The organism is Actinomadura rugatobispora (assembly GCF_055379765.1).
The window spans coordinates 3,732,778-3,749,678 of the sequence record NZ_AP029191.1; the positions used below are offsets into that span (position 1 = coordinate 3,732,778).

General features: G+C 73.4%; 11 protein-coding genes. 4 read left to right on the plus strand and 7 right to left on the minus strand.

Annotated elements, in window-relative coordinates; translation table 11 throughout:
- Window positions 1-27: 27 nt before the first annotated feature.
- A complete protein-coding gene (gene dacB, locus ACZ466_RS15975) occupies window positions 28-1,449 on the minus strand; it encodes a D-alanyl-D-alanine carboxypeptidase/D-alanyl-D-alanine endopeptidase (protein ID WP_464043790.1) in 1,422 nt (473 codons plus the stop codon).
- A gap of 114 nt (window positions 1,450-1,563) precedes the next feature.
- Here dacB and ACZ466_RS15980 point away from each other — a divergent pair, with 114 nt between their 5' ends.
- The gene (locus ACZ466_RS15980; RefSeq protein WP_378292905.1) at window positions 1,564-2,055 is read left to right on the plus strand and encodes an inorganic diphosphatase; all 492 of its coding nucleotides are present in this window, start codon (window positions 1,564-1,566) and stop codon (window positions 2,053-2,055) included.
- A 29-nt stretch (window positions 2,056-2,084) separates the two neighbouring features.
- Here the strand turns inward: ACZ466_RS15980 and ACZ466_RS15985 are convergent, their stop codons facing one another.
- The 3 genes from ACZ466_RS15985 to ACZ466_RS15995 form a co-directional block, all read right to left on the minus strand.
- Window positions 2,085-2,999: an IS982 family transposase gene (locus ACZ466_RS15985; protein ID WP_378293641.1), complete on the minus strand. Its 915-nt coding sequence runs from the start codon at window positions 2,997-2,999 to the stop codon at window positions 2,085-2,087.
- Window positions 3,000-3,224: 225 nt separating this feature from the next.
- Window positions 3,225-4,442, minus strand: a complete 1,218-nt coding sequence (locus ACZ466_RS15990) for an NlpC/P60 family protein (RefSeq protein ID WP_378286361.1) — start codon at window positions 4,440-4,442, stop codon at window positions 3,225-3,227.
- Between the two features lie 168 nt (window positions 4,443-4,610).
- On the minus strand, window positions 4,611-6,551 hold the full coding sequence (locus tag ACZ466_RS15995; RefSeq protein ID WP_378286362.1) for an RNA polymerase sigma factor: 1,941 nt from the start codon (window positions 6,549-6,551) through the stop codon (window positions 4,611-4,613).
- Between the two features lie 505 nt (window positions 6,552-7,056).
- Here ACZ466_RS15995 and ACZ466_RS16000 point away from each other — a divergent pair.
- Both ACZ466_RS16000 and ACZ466_RS16005 read left to right on the plus strand, forming a co-directional pair.
- Entirely contained in the window at window positions 7,057-7,746 is a 690-nt protein-coding gene (locus ACZ466_RS16000) for a MerR family transcriptional regulator (RefSeq protein ID WP_378286363.1), read from the plus strand.
- Entirely contained in the window at window positions 7,743-10,343 is a 2,601-nt protein-coding gene (locus ACZ466_RS16005) for a VIT domain-containing protein (protein WP_378286365.1), read from the plus strand. Before ACZ466_RS16000 ends, ACZ466_RS16005 begins: the two co-directional genes overlap by 4 nt.
- 2 nt (window positions 10,344-10,345) lie before the next feature.
- Here ACZ466_RS16005 and ACZ466_RS16010 read toward each other — a convergent pair whose 3' ends face one another.
- Window positions 10,346-11,842 (minus strand): MFS transporter, encoded by a 1,497-nt coding sequence (locus ACZ466_RS16010; protein WP_464043793.1) that lies wholly within the window; start codon window positions 11,840-11,842, stop codon window positions 10,346-10,348.
- Window positions 11,843-11,902: 60 nt separating this feature from the next.
- Between ACZ466_RS16010 and ACZ466_RS16015 the strand changes: the two genes are divergently transcribed.
- Window positions 11,903-12,301, plus strand: a complete 399-nt coding sequence (locus ACZ466_RS16015) for a MarR family winged helix-turn-helix transcriptional regulator (protein ID WP_378286367.1) — start codon at window positions 11,903-11,905, stop codon at window positions 12,299-12,301.
- On the opposite strand, the gene ACZ466_RS16020 is transcribed toward ACZ466_RS16015, so the two are convergent.
- Together ACZ466_RS16020 and ACZ466_RS16025 are read right to left on the minus strand one after the other, a co-directional pair.
- Window positions 12,298-12,627, minus strand: coding sequence for a DUF4326 domain-containing protein (locus tag ACZ466_RS16020; RefSeq protein ID WP_378286368.1), 330 nt, complete (start codon window positions 12,625-12,627; stop codon window positions 12,298-12,300). The two genes, ACZ466_RS16015 and ACZ466_RS16020, sit on opposite strands and share 4 nt — an antisense overlap.
- Before the next feature lie 196 nt (window positions 12,628-12,823).
- Window positions 12,824-16,660 (minus strand): Pls/PosA family non-ribosomal peptide synthetase, encoded by a 3,837-nt coding sequence (locus ACZ466_RS16025; RefSeq protein ID WP_378286369.1) that lies wholly within the window; start codon window positions 16,658-16,660, stop codon window positions 12,824-12,826.
- Window positions 16,661-16,901: the final 241 nt, after the last annotated feature.

The window sequence follows — 16,901 nt, forward strand, 5'->3', positions numbered from 1 at the left end:
CAGCGCCGGTTCCCCCGCGTTCAGCGATCAGCGGCAGCCGCAGGCGGCGACGGCCGCGGCGAGCAGGTCCAGCCGGCCGGGGTCGACCGGGCCGCGCCCGTCGCCCATCATGAACGCGAACGCGAGCGTGCGGCCGTCGGCGTCGTGGGCCACTCCGGCCAGCGTGCTGACCCCGGCGAGCGTGCCGGTCTTGGCGCGGACGACGCCGGCCCCGGCCTGGCTGCCCGGGAGGGTGTAGCGGGGGGCGTCCAGCGTGCCGGAGAACCCCGCGACGGGCATCCCGGTGATCGCGGCGCGCAGCCGCGGGTGGCCGGGCGCGGCGGCCAGCGACACGACCTGGGCGAGCGCGGCCGGGGTGATCCGGTTGCCGGTGGACAGGCCGCTGCCGTCGTTCACCAGGATCCCGGTGGGCACCCCGAGCCCGGCCAGGACCTGGGCCACGGCCTGCCCGGCGGCGGCGAACGACCCCGGGCGGCCCAGCTTGATCGCGACCTGGCGGGCCATCGCCTCGGCCACGTCGTTGTCGCTGTGGGTCATCAGGTGCTCGACGAGCTCGGCGGCGGACGGGGACCGTACGGCGCCGAGCTGCGCGGCCCCCCGCGGCGCGGTGGTGGAGCGTCCCGGCCGGGCGGTCACGCCCTCGCGGGTCAGCAGGCGCGCGAACGCGGCCGTCGCTGCGGCGGGCGGGTCGGCGACCCGGTCGTCGCGGCCGGGGTCGCCGGGCGCGACGAGCCCGCGGTCCACGGTGAGCGCCGAGACGGGCGCGACCTCGCCGTCGGGCAGGTAGTTGGGCTTCCAGCCGGAGGCGGTGCGGGGCCCGGCGTAGGCGGACGCGTCGTAGTCGACGCGCGCCTCCCGGACGCCCGCGGCCTTGAGCGCGGCGGCCGTCTGCCGGGCCAGGTCGTCCAGCGAGGCGTACGCGGGCCCGGCCCCGGTCCGGGGCGACCGGGCGGTCAGTGTAGGATCCCCGCCGCCGACCAGCACCACCCCGCCGTCACCTCCCCGGACCGTCCGCGTGGTGATGCGGTGCGCGGGGCCGAGCACGGCCAGCGTGGCCACCGAGGTGACGAGCTTGGTGGTCGAGGCCGGCGTCGCGGGCCGGTCCCCGTCCGAGGCGAACAGGGGGCGGCGGGTCGCGGCGTCGGTGACGACCGCCCCGATCGTGGTCCCGGCGTCCGCGAGCAGCGGGGTCAGCCGCCGCGCCAGGACGGCCGGGTCCGGGACGCGGGCGGCCTCGTCGGCGGCCGGGAGCACCGCGCCGGTACGGACCGTGAGGCGCTCGGCCACGGCCGGCGGACGGGGCGCCAGACGCCGTTCGGGTGTGAGTTTCGCCACTGCCACGCCGGCGGAGGCGATGAAACCATTGAGGAGGGACAGCGTGATCAAAGCCAGGACGGTGGCCTGTTTCGGCACGTGACCGACCACCCTCTCCCACTCAGCACTCTCCAACGTGCGACATCCTTGTATAAGGGAACACCCACATCCGGGGCCCTGAGGACGGCCTCGCCCGCGCGGGTTCCGGAAAGACTATTCACTGCGACCGTGCAGGGAGCGGAGGACACCTTGGATTTCGACGTCACCATTGAGATCCCGAAGGGCCAGCGGAACAAGTACGAGGTGGACCACGAGACCGGCCGGATCCGGCTGGACCGCATGCTGTTCACCGCGACCCAGTACCCGGCCGACTACGGGTTCGTCGAGGACACCCTCGGCGAGGACGGCGACCCCCTCGACGCCCTGGTGCTGCTCCAGGAGCCGACGTTCCCCGGCTGCCTCATCCGCTGCCGCGCGGTCGGCATGTTCCGGATGACCGACGAGGCCGGCGGCGACGACAAGGTGCTGTGCGTCCCCGCGACCGACCCCCGCCAGGAGCACCTGCGCGACATCCACCACGTGCCGGAGTTCGACCGGCTGGAGATCCAGCACTTCTTCGAGGTCTACAAGGACCTGGAGCCCGGCAAGTCCGTCGAGGGCGCCAGCTGGGTGGGACGCGTCGAGGCCGAGCTGGAGATCGAGCGTTCCTTCAAGCGCGCCGCCGAGAAGGGCGGCCACTAGACGGTTGATTCCAAGGGGTTTGGGTGCGGTCAGTGATCAAAAGCGGTGAGTGATCGTTTGACCTGTTGGCCGGTGTGGTCGTTGTGCCAGATCGCTGCGGTCAGTGCCAGCACCCGGACCGCGATGCGGACGGCGACGCCGGCCGGGGTGCGTCCGCCGTGACGTTCCAGGTCGAGGTGGCCCTTGAGGGTCTGGTTGATCGATTCGATGGTCTGCCGCAGCGGCTTGAACAGATGCACGGTGGGGCGTTCGGGCTCGCCCTTGCGGGCGGGCCGTAGCAGGACCAGGTCGCCCTCGGTGAGAGCGTGCTCGAACGCGCGGCCGTAGTAGTGGCGGTCACCGATGATCGTCTGCCCCGGGTGGCGGGCGGCCAGGTCCGGGTCGGCGCCCAGCATGTCCAGCAGTGTGGCGCGCTCGTCGGCCTTGGCACCCGTCAGCGCGAAGGCGACCGGCAGCCCGCCCAGGGTGCACAGCAGATGCAGCCGCAGCCCCCAGAAGAACCGCGAGTGGGAGGCGCAGTAGCCGTATTCGGCCCATCCGGCCAGCTCGCTGCGCCGGGTGGTGTCGCGGGAGCGGCCGCACTCGACCGGGGTGGAGTCGACGACCCAGACGTCATCGCTCCACAGCGAGGTGTCCCGGCCCAGCATCTGGATCATGTGCACGACCAGGACCGAGGCCGCCCGCAGCCGCTTGTTGTAGCCGGACTGCCCGGGCAGGCGGGGGAACATCACGGCCAGGTCGGTGCGGGCGTAGCGCAGCCATCGCCGCTCGGAGGTGAAGCCCAGCAGCGCCGACATCACCGCCAGGGTGACCAGCTCGGCGTCACTGAGCCTGGGCTGGATGCCGGTGGCCGGGCGCCAGGGGGCCAGGTCCGGGAAAGCCCGCAACCAGTCGTCGATCCTCACATACAGTGCGGTGGCGAGGGTGTTCAGGTCTGGGGTCACAACCGACCATGGACACCCTCGCCCCATTTCCGCAGGCGATCCCTTGGAATCAACCGTCTAGCCGGAGCGCTCCATCCCCCCGCGACGGCTTCGATCCGCTCCCTGCCGTCCGGTCGAGGCGCGAGGAACACTTCCGCACGGCTCAGGTCCGTGCGGAAGTGTTTTGCTTCGCGCGGGCCCCGTCCCCCCCGGCGCGGCTCGGCCTGTCCCCTGGCGGGTTCAGGTTCAGCCCGCCGGGCGGGTCGCGCCGATGAGGCCGTTGCGGTGGATGCTGGACACGCGGACCCTCGCACCCGTGTACGGGGCCTCCACCATGCGCCCTTCCCCGATGAAGATGCCCACGTGGTGGATGGTGTCGGGGTCGGAGGTGTTGTGGGCGAAGAACACCAGGTCCCCTTTCCGCAGCCGGTCGAGGGGAATGCGCGGGCCGGACGTCCATTGCGTGCCCGTCCAGTGGTCGAGCTCAACGCCTGCCCTGGACCACGCGTAAAGCGCGAGCCCCGAGCAGTCGAACCCGTGGATGCGCGATCCGTGGGCGATGCCATAGCTGGGGCCGCTCGCGTTGCCCCCGCCCCAGGAGTACGGGGTGCCCAGCCATCTGAGTGCCGCCCGTGCGGCGACCGCCCCTCGGCTCGAACCGGAGAGGGCGCTGCTGGGGACGTCCCCTTCCGTCTTGGCCTTGAGGGCCTCGCGTAGGCGGCGTTCCTCGGCGCGTTCGAGGGCGGCCTGCCGTTCGCGGGCCAGCTCGGCCGCACGCGCCTGTGCCCGCCCGAGGCTCTTCTCCAGGCGGCGCTTCTCGTCCTCGATCCCCTGGACCGTCGTCTGCTGCAGGGCGACCGCGGATTCGGCCGCGCGCCTGGCCCCGTCGGAGCGTTCGGTGGCGCGGTGCTGCTCGTCGTAGGCGGCCCGCGCCTGCCGCTGGAAGAGGGTGGCGACGTTGCGCGCGACCTCGACCCGCTGGAACGCCCCGGCCCTTCGCTTGGCGAGCATCTCGACGATACCGGCGCGGTCCATGAAGCCCTGCGGTCCGCCCTCGCCCGCCACGACCGCCGACCAGGAGCTGAACCCGGTATTGGCCCGGTACGCGTCGGCGGCGAACCCGGCCAGCTCCGTCTGGGCGGCGCCGACGCGCCGGGCCGCCTCGGCCACCCGGTGCTGCGCCTCGGCGTGCGCCCGCCGGGCCTGTCCGAGCTTGACCAGCTCGCCGTTGTAACGCTCCACCGCGAGCGCCGCGGTCGAGGCGAGCCGTTCCAGCTCGCCTCCCGCCTGCGCCAGCCTGGCCTTGGTACGGCCCACCTTCGCGGCCCGCTCGCGCACTTGCTCGCGGCCGCGCGCCACGTCCTCGGCGCTGGGCGCGGGATCGGAGCGCACCGCCGCCGGCGCGGCGACGGCCGTGAGGCCGATGAAACCCGCCGCGCCCAGCGTGAGCACGGCCAGGCGCATCCCGGTTCCTGCGCCCGCCCCGCCCCTGTTGAGTATCGCCGCGTTGAGAAACACGGTCCCCCCTCACCGCGTTCACGCCCACCGCAAGTGATCGACACGGGCATGATCGACACTGAGAGTAGTTCACTCACCACACAATGTGAACCTCTGTCGCATTGGTGTCCGCCGTCACCCGCCGGAGGGCGGCGGGTCATCCTGCGCCGAACCGTCGTCCGGCTCGGGCGGAGGCGGCGAGGACGGGCTGGACGGCTGCGGCCCCGCGGGCGAGGCCGGCGACGGCTCCGTCGGACTGGGCGCCGGCGTGGGCGAAGAGGGCGGGCGTGTGGGAGTGGGGCTCGGAGACGTGGGCGAAGGCGTGGGCGAGGGGTCCGGCCCGGGACGCCAACTCACGCGCACCTGCGTGCCGCCGGGCTGGAAGGTCAGCCCTCCCTCCCCCTGCGAGCGCGCCGAACGCGACACGTGCACGTCGAGCCTGAACGTCTGCCCCGCCTCTATACGGCCGGACGCGGCGGCGGGCCGCACCGGACCCCACCCCTGGACGGACCAGTTCACCGGCCCGCCCTCGGCGCGCAGCAGGACGGTGCCCTCCGAGCCGTCGGCCAGGTCCAGGAACAGCGGGGCGACCGCGAGCGTGCCGTTGCCGCCGCCCGGCGGCTGCCCCGCGCCGCCGTCCGCCCCACCGGGCACCGGATCGCCTCCGGGCGGGAACGGCAGCGCCGTGGGCGGGGCGGACGAGGCCAGCGCCCCCAGCGGGAAGGTCGCCGACACCGGAACCCCGGTGTGGTCGCCGCCCCTGCTGGGCAGCGTCGGGGAAGGCTGCGGGACGGCCGTGGGCACGGAGCGCTGCGGCCCGGACCCGGCGTTGACCGCACCCGGGCGCGCGGCGTGCGGCGCCAGCGCCCGCACGATCGCGGCGCCGCCGCCGAGCAGCACGGCGGCCGTGACGGCACCCGCCGCAAGCCTCCCGGCAGCGCGGTGGCGCCCCCCGTCATCGGGCAGGCGGACCGCCGGCCGGACTCCACGCGGCACCCCCCGCGTCCCGGACCGAGACCCGGCACCACCCGTTCGCGCCCTGCCGCCCGACGACGGCCCCATCCCGGATGCCGGGGCCGCGCCTGACGTCGAACCCATCCCGAACGACGGCGGCATACCTTGCGTCGGGCCGATCCCGGTCGGCGATGGATCGAGACCTGGCGTCCAGGCGCTTCTCGGTGGCCGGTGGCGTGGCCTCCGGAGGAGGCGGAAGGAGCGGCCGGAGCGGTGCCCGCCGGCGGGGCGTCCCGACGGTGACAGCGTCCCGCGCGGCTGCACCGGGAAGCCGCTGGAGGAGAGATCGGTCACCCGGGTGGCCACGAACAGCCGGTAGCCGATCAGCTCCGGGTCGAGGAAGCCGCTCATCACGCGCAGCCGCAGCTCCGCGGGCGGGTCGGCCAGCGGCAGCAGGCCGAAGACCTTGGCGGCCGAGATCGTCCGGGGCAGGGAGGCCCCGCAGACCTCGCACCCGTCGGCGTGCTCCACCAGCCGCTCGCGCAGCCCGGCGTCGAGGTCGCCGCGCCGCTCGCGCAGCAGCCGGCCGCGCGCGGCGCAGCCGTACGGGCCCTGGTGCGCCAGGATCTCCGCGGCCAGCGACACCCTGAGCGCGGCGTGCGCCCGGTCGAGCGCGGCGTGCGCCTCCTTCGCCGGCAGGTCGAAGACCAAGGCCAGGTCGGGCACCGACAGCCGGTGCCGGATCAGCAACTCCAGCAGCTCACGGCTGAGCGGATCGAGGGCCAGCACCGCCTGCCAGGCCATCACCCGCTGGTCGACGTCGTCCTGGTCGTGGCTGGCCACCGGGAGGTCCGGCGGGTGGAAGCGGCCGGGCAGCCGGCGCCCGCACTCCAGCCGGGCGACGGCGTACAGCCAGGGGCCGAAGCGGTCGGGGTCGCGCAGCTTGTCGACGTGCGCCTCGGCCACGATGAACGCGTCGCGCAGGGCCACCTGCGCCGCGTCGCGCCCGCGCAGCTGGAACCAGCAGTACGCGTAGAGCCGGTCGGCGTACGCGTCGTAGACGGCGGCCGACGCGCCCGGATCGCGGGCGCGCAGTGCCTCGGCCAGTCGTCGGTCATCCATGGACAGAAAAATAAAGCCTCGAGGCTCTCTTGACATGCCATTTCAAAAGATCGAACTGGCCGGGTCCCGCCCTTTGCCACGGCCATTTCCGGACGCTCCCCGAACGCAGAGTAGATTGCTCAATATATTCGGAGTTGTCGGAGTACGAGGCTAATGTCCAACTCGTCGCACCAGCAGCCCGGAGCGCCTACCACGCAGGGGGTTGCGGCAGCGTTGCACGCCCGGCGCGCCCACCCTCGCACGCCCCACCACCACCCCGGGGCGTCATTCCGAAAACCACAAGGCACCCTGACGGAATCATGACCTCCTTTGCGCGCCCAATCACCTTCTCGCGATCAGCATTACGCCGAACGGATACTCCCTCGTATCGCTTTTCCGCCCCGTCTCGCCCGACCGCAGCCCGCCGCGCGGTAACGCGGACGCACCCGCGCCGGAACGCCGCTGGGCGGCTTCGCCTGGATCGAGACGTTGACACTGTCATCATGACAGTGTCACTATCGGAACCATGGAGAGCACCTGGACCATCACGGAACTGGCGGAGCGGGCCGTCGAGGCCCTCACCGCCGGCGCGTCCGTGCGGGTCAACGGGCGGGTGCGCGACATGCCGAACGAGCGGCTGATCCGCTGGTACACCACCATCGGGCTGGTCGACCCGCCGCTCGGCCGGCGGGGCCGCACCGCCCTGTACGGAACGCGCCATCTCCTCCAGATCGTCGCCGTCAAGCGCCGCCAGGCCGCGGGCCGCACCATCGCCGAGATCCAGGTCGAGCTCGCCGGGGCGACCGACCACCGGCTCGGCGAGATCGCCCGGCTGCCGTCGCCCGGCCCGGACGGCGGCGGGCCCGTCCCGTCCACGGAGGCCCCGGCCCCGTCACAGCGTCGCGAGGACACCGGCAGGCCGCGCTTCTGGACGGCCCAGCCCGCCGCGCCCCCCGCCGCACCGGCCGTGGCGCTCGGCGACCCGGAGGCGGCGGCAGAGCGAACCGTCTCCCTCGTCCAGGGCGTACGGCTCGCGACCGGGCTCACCCTCCTGCTGGACGGCCCCGCCCCGTCCGCGCTCAACGACGACGATCTCGCCGCGATCGAGACGGCCGCCCGCCCGCTCCTGGAGGAGCTGCGGCGGCGGGGCCTGATCGACCGGCCCTCCCCGCTTCCCGACCACCGGCCCGCAGACCCTTCCGGGAGAACCCAGTGACACTGCCCATCGCTCCACTACCCGAGACCGCGGCGCCGCCCGTCCCCGACGGCGGGCTGGGCGCGCTCTCGACCGGCCGCGGCAACCTGCCCCTCGACTCCGTCGACGTGCACGCCTCCATCACCGGCCTGGCCGCCGGGATCGAGGTCGTCCAGGGTTTCCACAACCCCTACGACGTGCCGCTTGAAGCCACCTACATCTTCCCGCTGCCCGACCGGGCCGCCGTGACCGCGCTGCGCATGGAGGCGGCCGACCGGGTGGTGGACGGCGTGCTCAAAGAGCGCGGCCAGGCGCGGCAGGAGTACAACGCCGCCATCGCCTCGGGCCGGCGGGCCGCGATCGCCGAGGAGGACCGTCCCGACGTCTTCAGCATGCGGGTCGGCAACATCCTGCCCGGCGAGCGGGTCACGATCCGGCTGACGCTGAACCAGCCCTTGCCGTACGAGGTGGACACCCCCGCCCCCGGCGCCGCCACGGGGGCGGGCACCGGGGGCGGCACGGACACCGGCGGGTCGGCCACGTTCCGCTTCCCGCTGGTCGTGGCGCCCCGCTACATCCCGGGTGCGCCGCTGGAGGGCGAGCAGGCCGGGGCGGGGGTCGCGGCCGACACCGACGCGGTGCCCGACGCGTCCCGCATCAGCCCGCCGGTGCTGCTGCCCGGTTTCCCCCTCCCGGTACGGCTGTCGATCACGGTGGACGTCGACCCGGCGGGGCTGGCGCTGACGCGGCTGCGTTCGGCGCTGCACGTGGTGGCCGAGAGCGAGTCCGGCGACCGTACGAGGATCAGCCTGCGTCCCGGCGAGCGCCTGAACCGCGACTTCATCCTGCGCCTGGACTACGCCGCGGAGTCCTCCTCGGAACCCGTCCTCGCCCTGACACCCGACACCGCCACGGAGCAGGAAGGGACGTTCACGCTGACGGTGCTGCCCTCCGGGGAGAGCCGCCCGCGGCCCCGCGACATCGTGCTGCTGCTCGACCGTTCGGGCAGCATGGGCGGCTGGAAGATGGTCGCGGCACGGCGGGCGGCCGGCCGGATCGTCGACACGTTCACGGCCGGCGACCGGTTCGCGGTGCTGTCGTTCGACCACACCATCGAGCGCCCCCGGGACCTCGGCGCCGGGCTGGTGCCCGGCACCGACCGCAACCGGTTCCGCGCCGTGGAGCACCTGGCCGGGCTGGGCGCCCGCGGCGGCACCGAGATGCTGCGGCCGCTGGAGGAGGCGTGCGGGCTGCTCGCCGACCCGTCGCGCGACCGGGTGCTGGTGCTGATCACCGACGGGCAGATCGGGAACGAGGACCAGATCCTGGCCGGGCTCGTCCCGCGGCTGAACGGCGTCCGCGTCCACACGGTCGGCATCGACCGGGCCGTGAACGCGGGGTTCCTGGGACGGCTGGCCGAGGCCGGGCAGGGCCGCTTCGAGCTGGTCGAGTCGGAGGACCGGCTGGACGAGGCGATGGAGCAGATCCACCACCGCATCGGGTCCCCGCTGGTCACGGACCTGCGGCTGGAGGCGACGGACGGGCTGCAGATCCTCCCGGACACGACCGCGCCCGAACGGATCGGGGCGCTGTTCCCCGGCGTGCCGCTGGTCGTCTCGGGCCGGTTCCGCGGGGCGCCGTCCGGGAGCATCGTCGTGCGCGGTACCACGCCCGACGGGACGGCCTGGGAACGGCGTGCCGTCGGCACGGAGACCAAGGCCCCGGCGGCAGGCGCGATCTGGGCCCGCGCGCACCTGCGCGACCTGGAGGACAAGTACGCGGTCGTCGGGTCCGGCGCCCTCGAGGCGCGCATCGTCGAGACCTCGCTGCACTTCAACGTGCTGTGCCGCTTCACCGCGTTCGTGGCCGTGGACAGCCGGGTCGTGACCGAGGGCGGAGACCCGCATCGGGTCGTCCAGCCGGTGGAGACGCCCGATGGCTGGGAGGACGACCTCGACCTACCGGACTTCCTGGGTGGGGGCCCGCCGGCAGCACCCAGGATGGCCGCCCCCCAGGCCTACGGAGCCGCACCTCTGCCTCCGGCGGCGGCCGGCGCCCCGGCCCAGCCGGGTTACGGCGCGGCCCCCGGCGGCCCGCCCCCGGCCCCGTCCTTCCAGGGCAGCCCGCCTCCGGCACCGGCCCCCGCCATGGACTGGATGCAGGAGGAGCAGGCGAGGGGAGGCGGCGGCCCGTCCAGGGGCACCGCCAGGAAGCGGCCGGGGGGACGTCCAGGCGCGGCCCCGCCCGCCCAGAGCCCTGCCGAACGCGACCTGGCTGAGGCGCGCAGGCAGTTCGCCAGGCTGCTCCAGGACCTCCGGGCGATGGCAGCCGACTCGCGCGAGCTGCGTCAGACCCACCTTGTGGGCTCGGTGCTGCCCACGCTCGACACGTTCACCCGGGCGATGCAGAGCAGTGGTGTGGACGCCGCGCTCACCACGCCCCTGTCCGTCCTGGTGAACGACCTCAGGGCGTTGGCGTCGTCTCCGGGCATCGAGCTCGCCGTCCAGGCCGACCCCCGGTTCGACGAACTGTGGGACCGGACGATCCAGACCCTGGAGGCATTCGTCGAAGACAAGGCCAAGCCGGAGCGCCGGGCGTTCTGGAAGCGCTCGCGCTGACCTTAGGAGAGTGGGCGCCCTCCCCCGGGGAGGGCGCCCACGGTCCAGCGGCGCACCAACGGGATGAGATTGAGGGCGAGTCCCACCACCGCGACGCCCGTGACGAGGTTCACCCCCGGGTGGTACTGGCCGAAGTCAGCCGCGGCCGTACCGGTGTGGGAGCCGCCCGCCACCAGCGCCGTGACAGCGGCCAGCACCAGCGCGGCGCCGACCTGCCCGGACGTCTGGACCAGGCCGGACGCCAGCCCCTGCTCGTCGTCGTGGATGCCGTCGGTGGCCTGGGCCATGATCGAGCTGAACCCGAACGCGAAACCGCCGCCCAGCAGCAGCATCGTCGGCAGGATCGTGACCGTGTAGTGCGGCGCGTTCCCGGCCGTGGCCAGGAACCACGCGTACCCGAGGGTCAGCGAGGTCATCGAGGCCAGGATCAGCCGGGGCGTGCCGTACCGGTCGATCAGCCGCCCGACGAACGGCGAGCCGACCGCCACCAGCAGCCCCGCGGGCAGCAGCGCCAGCGCCATCCGCAGCGGCGACCAGCCCAGCACGTCCTGCAGGTAGAGCGTCATCATGAACTGGAAGCTCAGGTACGACCCGAACAGCGCGACGATGCTCAGGTTCGCGCGGACGATCGTGCCGATCCGCAGGATGCCCAGCCGGATCAGCGGGTGCGCCACCCTGTTCTCGACGACCACGAACGCGGCCAGCAGCAGCACGGCGAGCACGATCGAGCCCACGGTCAGCGGGTCCAGCCAGCCGCGTTCGGGCGCGGAGACCACGGTGTAGACGGCCAGCAGCATCCCGCCGGTCAGCGTGACCGCGCCGGCCAGGTCGTGTCCGCCGCCGGCGGCCGGGCGGTCCTTGGGGATCAGGGCGATGCCGGCGACCAGCGCCAGGATCGCCAGCGGCACGGGGGTCAGGAACGTCCAGCGCCAGCCGAAGCTGGTCAGCAGCCCGCCCAGGATCAGCCCGGACGAGTAGCCGCTGGCGCCGAACACCGAGAAGACCGACAGCGCCCGGTTGCGGGCGGGTCCCTCGTGGAAGGTGGTGGTCAGGATGGACATGGCGGTCGGGGCCGTGAACGCGGCGGCCAGGCCCTTCACGAAACGGGTGGCGATGAGCAGCGCGCCGTCGTCCACGAGGCCGCCGACGAGCGAGGCGACGGCGAACACGGCCAGCGCGATCAGGAAGACGCGGCGCCGTCCCAGCAGGTCGGCGGTGCGGCCGCCCAGGAGCAGCAGCCCGCCGTACCCGAGGACGTAGCCGTTCACGATCCACTGCAGGGCGGTGGTCGACAGGCCGAGCTCGGTTCCGATCGACGGCAGCGCCACGCCCACCATGGAGACGTCGAGCCCGTCCAGGAACAGCACGGCGCACAGCACCGCCAGGACGCCCCAGAGCCGGGGCGTCCACTTCTGCTCGGCGATCGCGGACGCCGGCGGCGCGGAGACGGTCGAGGTGTCGGTGATGGTCACGGCGCAGAAGATTACATGCGCATGCATCTGATGTCGAGGAATTTAATGCAGATGCATATGATGCGCGCGCATGCTAGGATGCGCGCCATGGAGTCCGGAAGCGTCCTGGTCGGCCGCTGGCGGCGGCTGCTGACCAGCTACAACCAGATCGCGTGCCACCTCGACCGCGCGCTCCAGGAGGCGCACGGGCTCACCATGAGCGAGTTCGAGACCCTCGACCGGCTGGTCGACGCGGGCTGCGACAAGTGCCGCATGCAGGACCTGCTCTCCCACATGTACCTCAGCCAGAGCGCCCTCTCCCGCACGGTCGCCCGCCTGGAGAAGCACGACCTGGTCGAACGGACCCTGTGCCAGGACGACCGCCGCGGCGTCTTCGTCAAAATCACCGAGGCCGGCCGCGAACGCCACACCCAGGCCCACCGGACCCACCTGGCCGTCATCGCCGAGCACCTCGCCCAGGACCCCGTCCCGGCCACGACCGCCTAAACACCCGAGGCGATCCGCAGCAGCACCGCCGCGTGACACAGGTCAGGCTGCCCCTTCTCCGGCAACGGGCACCAGCAGGCCAGGTCCTTCCCCGCCAGTTCCCGCCGGATCTCCTCGTCGCCGGGATAGCCGACCTCGTCCACCCACCCCTCAGGCGGATCGCGCCGCACCCGCATGTACTCCTCGAACCGCCGCTGCGACTCCTCGCGGGTCATCCCCTTGCCGATCTTCCAGGGATTCCCCCACCGCGAAGGCCGAGCGACGACCACCACCCCCTCAGGCTTCCGCCACCCCTTGGCCCGCCGAAGCCGGATCCGCTCAGGCATACAACACCCCCCGACTCACACCCCTACCCAGTCCATCCCCGCGTCCCGCGAACGTCCCTTTGTCAGTGGCCTCTGTGGCGTGGGCGACACCGCGCCGACCTGGTGGACGCAGCCGTGGTAAGGGTGTGAGCGTGATGGTCGGCGGAAGACCGATGTCCCTGATTTCGGGGGTGGCCGGGGGCCTGGGGCGGGGCCGCTATGCGGCCCTGATGACCGGCGTGCCGTGCCAGCGGTCTCTGCCAGGAACGCATTCGCCCGCCATGACCAGTGAGCCCGCGCCGACCGTGGTGGCCTCACCCACCTTGCCGCCGGGCAGCACGAACGTGACCGGCCCCAGGGTGGCGCCGCGGTCGAGTCGCACCGCGTCCAGTTGCATCACCCTGTCGTGGAACAGGTGGGTCTGAAGGACGCAGCCGCGGTTCACGCTGGAGCCCTCACCGAGCTCGATCAAGTCGGGTTCGGGCAGCCAGTGGGTCTCGCACCACACGCCACGGCCGATACGGGCTCCCAGGCTGCGCAGCCACCAGTTCAGGACGGGAGTGCCCAGCGAGTTCTGGACCAACCAGGGCACGGCGAGGGTTTCCATGAAGACGTCCCAGAGTTCGTTGCGCCAGACGAACGCGCTCCACAGCGGGTGACGTCCGGTGGAGAACTTGCCCATCAGCACCCACTTGGCCGCCGTGGTCACCGCCCCGGCGATGATCCCGGCCAGGAAGAGCACGGGGCCCGCGACCACTACCGCCGCCCAGGCCCCCGCCACGGACCAGGTGAACAGCAGCACGGCTGCCACGGCCAGCAGGAGCAGCCCCGACAGGATCGGCGGCACGACGCGGCACGACTCGACCGCGCCACGGGCCACCAGGAGCGACCTCGGCGGGGCGAAGGTCCTGGCCGGGTCGTGGGTCTCGGTCTTGCGGCGCAGACGCATCGCCGGGCGGCCGAGCCACGACGTGCCCGGGGGTACGGAGTCGGGCGTGTCGGACAGCACCCCGATCAGCGCGTCGTCGCCGACCTCACGCTGCGGGCCGACCATCCCGGAGTTGCCCACGAACGCCCGTGAGCCGATCCGCGAGCGGCCCAGCCTCATGCGGCCGCCGCGAAGCTCATACGGCGCGGCGAGCACGTCGTCGGCGAGGAACGCCGCAGCGCCGACGTCGAGCAGCTTCGGCAGGGCCAGCACCGTGGAGACCTCGACCGAGCGGCCGATGCGCGCGCCGAGGAGCCGCATCCACAGCGGGGTGATCAGGCTCGCGTAGACCGGGAACAGCGTCCTGCGCGCGTCGTCGAGCAGCGTGTGGGTCATCCAGGCGGCCCAGGCGGCCGCGCCGTGCACCCGGTAGGTGCCAGGGCTCAGCGCCAGACCGACGGTCCGGATCGTCGCGGCGAGCAGCAGCAGGTGGCAGACCGTGGTCACCACGACCAGCACCGGCATCCACGCCGCCAGCGTCAGAATCCAGCTCGTCAGGGACGTGCCATCGAGCAGGACCGCGACGGCCAGCGCCACGGCAGGCACCGCGGCGAGCCCGGAGATCAGCGAGCGCAGGCCCGTGCCGAGCAGGTAGGCGCACTGCCATGCCCACGACCGGCTCGCCTTGGCGGCGGGCCACTGCGAGGAACTCGCCCGCCGCGCGGCCGGGGATCCACCCCAGCACTCGCCGTCCGGGACCGTCCCGGTGACGCAGCCGCCCCGCAGCACCTCGGCGCCGTCACCGATGGCCGTGCCCGGCATCAGCACGCTGCGCGCCCCGACCCGGGCGCCCGCGCCGACCCGCACCTCGCCGATGCGCAGCCGGTCGGCGTCCAGCCACCAGCCGGCCATGTCGACCCCGGGTTCGATCGCCGCGCCATCGCCGATCCGGGCGAGCCCGGTGACCGGCGGGAGCGCGTGCAGATCGACGTCCTTGCCGACACGGCAGCCCAGCAGGCGGCCGTAGAGGACGGCCAGGGGAGTGCCGAGCACCGATGTGACACCGAGCGTGGCCACCAGCCGCTCCGCCGCCCACAGCCGCAGGTGCCCGCCACCGCCGCGCCGGTGGTCGCCGGGCTTCAGCCGCCCACGCAGCAGGCGCGCTCCGGCGGCAGCCAAGACCACCCGGCCGGGTTGGGTGAACAAGGCCGGCAGCCCGACGAGCAGCACCCACCACGGCAGGGCCGGAAGCACAGGGTCGGCGCCCGCCGCGGAGCACAAGGCGCCCACCAGCCCGATGGCCAGCACCAGCCGCAGCCCGGACACGCCCAGCAGCACGGTCTGGATCGTCGCCTGGACCCAACCCGTCCACCTGGGCGTCCTGGTGTCGCCCCCGGCAGGCCGCGCCGTGTCGGCGGGTGCCGCCTCGGCGCCCTCGGATGGCTCGGTGCCCGCGGACCCGGCGCCGGCCAGGAGGCCGCGCAAGGTCGCCGGGGTCGGATGACGGTAGACGTCGATCATCGAGATCGAGGGGTACCGCTCGCGAAGCGTCGTCACGAGCCGCGCCACGGCCAGGCTGGTGCCGCCGAGGTCGAAGAAGTCATCGTCCGGTCCCGCCTCGGTGCCGAGCAGTTCCGTCCAGAGCCGCATGAGCCACGCCGTGGTCTCGTCGGCACGGACCGGTCCGGTATCTCGTCCGGCGGGCAGCGGCCAGGGCAGCGCGGTGCGATCGACCTTTCCCGAGCCGCGAACCGGGAAGGACTCGAGCACGGCGAGCCGCGGCACGAGCGCCGCGGGCAAGCGTTCCCGCAGCCGCCGCGCCGCCGCGGCCTTGTCGAAGCGGCAGGGGTCACCGTCCACCGGGACCACGTAGCCGACCAGCACGTCCAGCCCACCCGCCGTACGCTTGACCACGGCCGCCGCGGCCGCCACTGACGGCAGCGCCAGCATCTCGGCCTCGATCTCACCGAGCTCGATCCGCCGACCGCCGATCTTCACCTGGTCGTCGGCGCGCCCGACGAACTCCAGCCCCTCGGGCACGGCGCGGACGAGGTCACCGCTGCGGTAGGCGCGCCCCCACCCCAGCGACGGCATGGCGGCGTACTTCTCCGCGTCCCGCCCGGGGTCCAGATAGCGGCCGAGCCCGACGCCGCCGATCACCAGCTCGCCGATCTCGCCCCAGCGCACGGGCCGCCCGGAGGGGTCCACGACCGCGAGCCGCCAGCCGTCCAGCGGCAGGCCGATCCGCACCGGCTCGCCGTCGTACAGGCGGGCCGCGCAGGAGACCACGGTCGCCTCGGTGGGGCCGTAGGTGTTCCACAATTCCCGGTCCGGTGTGGCGAAACGCCGGACCACGTCCGGCGGGCATGCCTCACCTCCGACGATCAGCAGCCGGACACCGGCCAGCATCTTCGGCGACCACAGCGCGGCCAGCGTCGGAACGGTGGACACCACCGTCACGCGCCGCTCGGCCAGCCACGGGCCGAGGTCCGCACCTGCCCGCACCACCGACCTCGGCGCGGGTACCAGGCAGGCACCGTGGCGCCAGGCCAGCCACATCTCCTCGCAGGAAGCGTCGAACGCGACCGACAGCCCGGCCAGGACCCTGTCACCCGGCCGGACCGGGTCGTCCCGCAGGAACAGCCGCGCCTCCGCGTCCACGAACGCCGCGGCCGCACGGTGGCTGACCGCGACGCCCTTCGGGGTGCCGCCGGAACCGGAGGTGAAGATGATCCACGCATCGTCGGCGAGGCCGGGGGCCGTCCCGCGCCGGGACGGCGGGACGATCGGCCCGGTGGCGATCCGCCGACCCGCGCCGATGACGGCACAGACGCCGGACTCTCGCCAGACCAGCTCGGCGCGCTCGTCGGGGTCGTCGGCGTCCACGGGCACGTACGCCGCACCCGCCGCCAGCACCGAGAGGATCGCCACGTACAACTCGGCGGATCCAGAGGGAACCCGCACCCCGACCCGGTCACCGACGCCGATGCCCATGGAACGCAGCTCGACGGCCCGTGCCTGGACGGCGCGGGCCAGCTCCGTATAGGACAGCACCCGTTCCCCGTCATCAATCGCGGGCTGGTCCGGCCATTGCATCACCGTGTGCTCCAGGATGTGGAGCAGCATCCGCGGGCCGGCCCCCGGCGCGGGCTTGTATATCGCCGCGTCTTCCAGGGAAAACGCGGGTTGTTCCGATTCAAGTACTGCGAGATCCCGAGTGGTCACCGCGTGCCCTTTCAGGAGAAGAACGCGCGATCCGTCGAACGGATCGGCCGTCGCCAGGTCGTGGACTACTCCGTGCCATGCGCCACCGCTCGTCCGGGTGGGCCAGGAAGAAGATTGACGGGCGCGTTTAGGAGGTCGCTGA

Bases quoted from the DNA above. Each gene is read 5' to 3' on its own strand.
- ACZ466_RS16000 (WP_378286363.1), top strand. From the start codon at position 7,057: ATGGAGAGCACCTGGACCATCACGGAACTGGCGGAGCGGGCCGTCGAG.
- ACZ466_RS16010 (WP_464043793.1), bottom strand. From the start codon at position 11,842: ATGCATGCGCATGTAATCTTCTGCGCCGTGACCATCACCGACACCTCG.
- ACZ466_RS16020 (WP_378286368.1), bottom strand. From the start codon at position 12,627: ATGCCTGAGCGGATCCGGCTTCGGCGGGCCAAGGGGTGGCGGAAGCCT.
- ACZ466_RS16025 (WP_378286369.1), bottom strand. From the start codon at position 16,660: ATGCTGCTCCACATCCTGGAGCACACGGTGATGCAATGGCCGGACCAG.
- ACZ466_RS15995 (WP_378286362.1), bottom strand. From the start codon at position 6,551: ATGGATGACCGACGACTGGCCGAGGCACTGCGCGCCCGCGATCCGGGC.
- ACZ466_RS16015 (WP_378286367.1), top strand. From the start codon at position 11,903: ATGGAGTCCGGAAGCGTCCTGGTCGGCCGCTGGCGGCGGCTGCTGACC.
- ACZ466_RS15990 (WP_378286361.1), bottom strand. From the start codon at position 4,442: ATGCGCCTGGCCGTGCTCACGCTGGGCGCGGCGGGTTTCATCGGCCTC.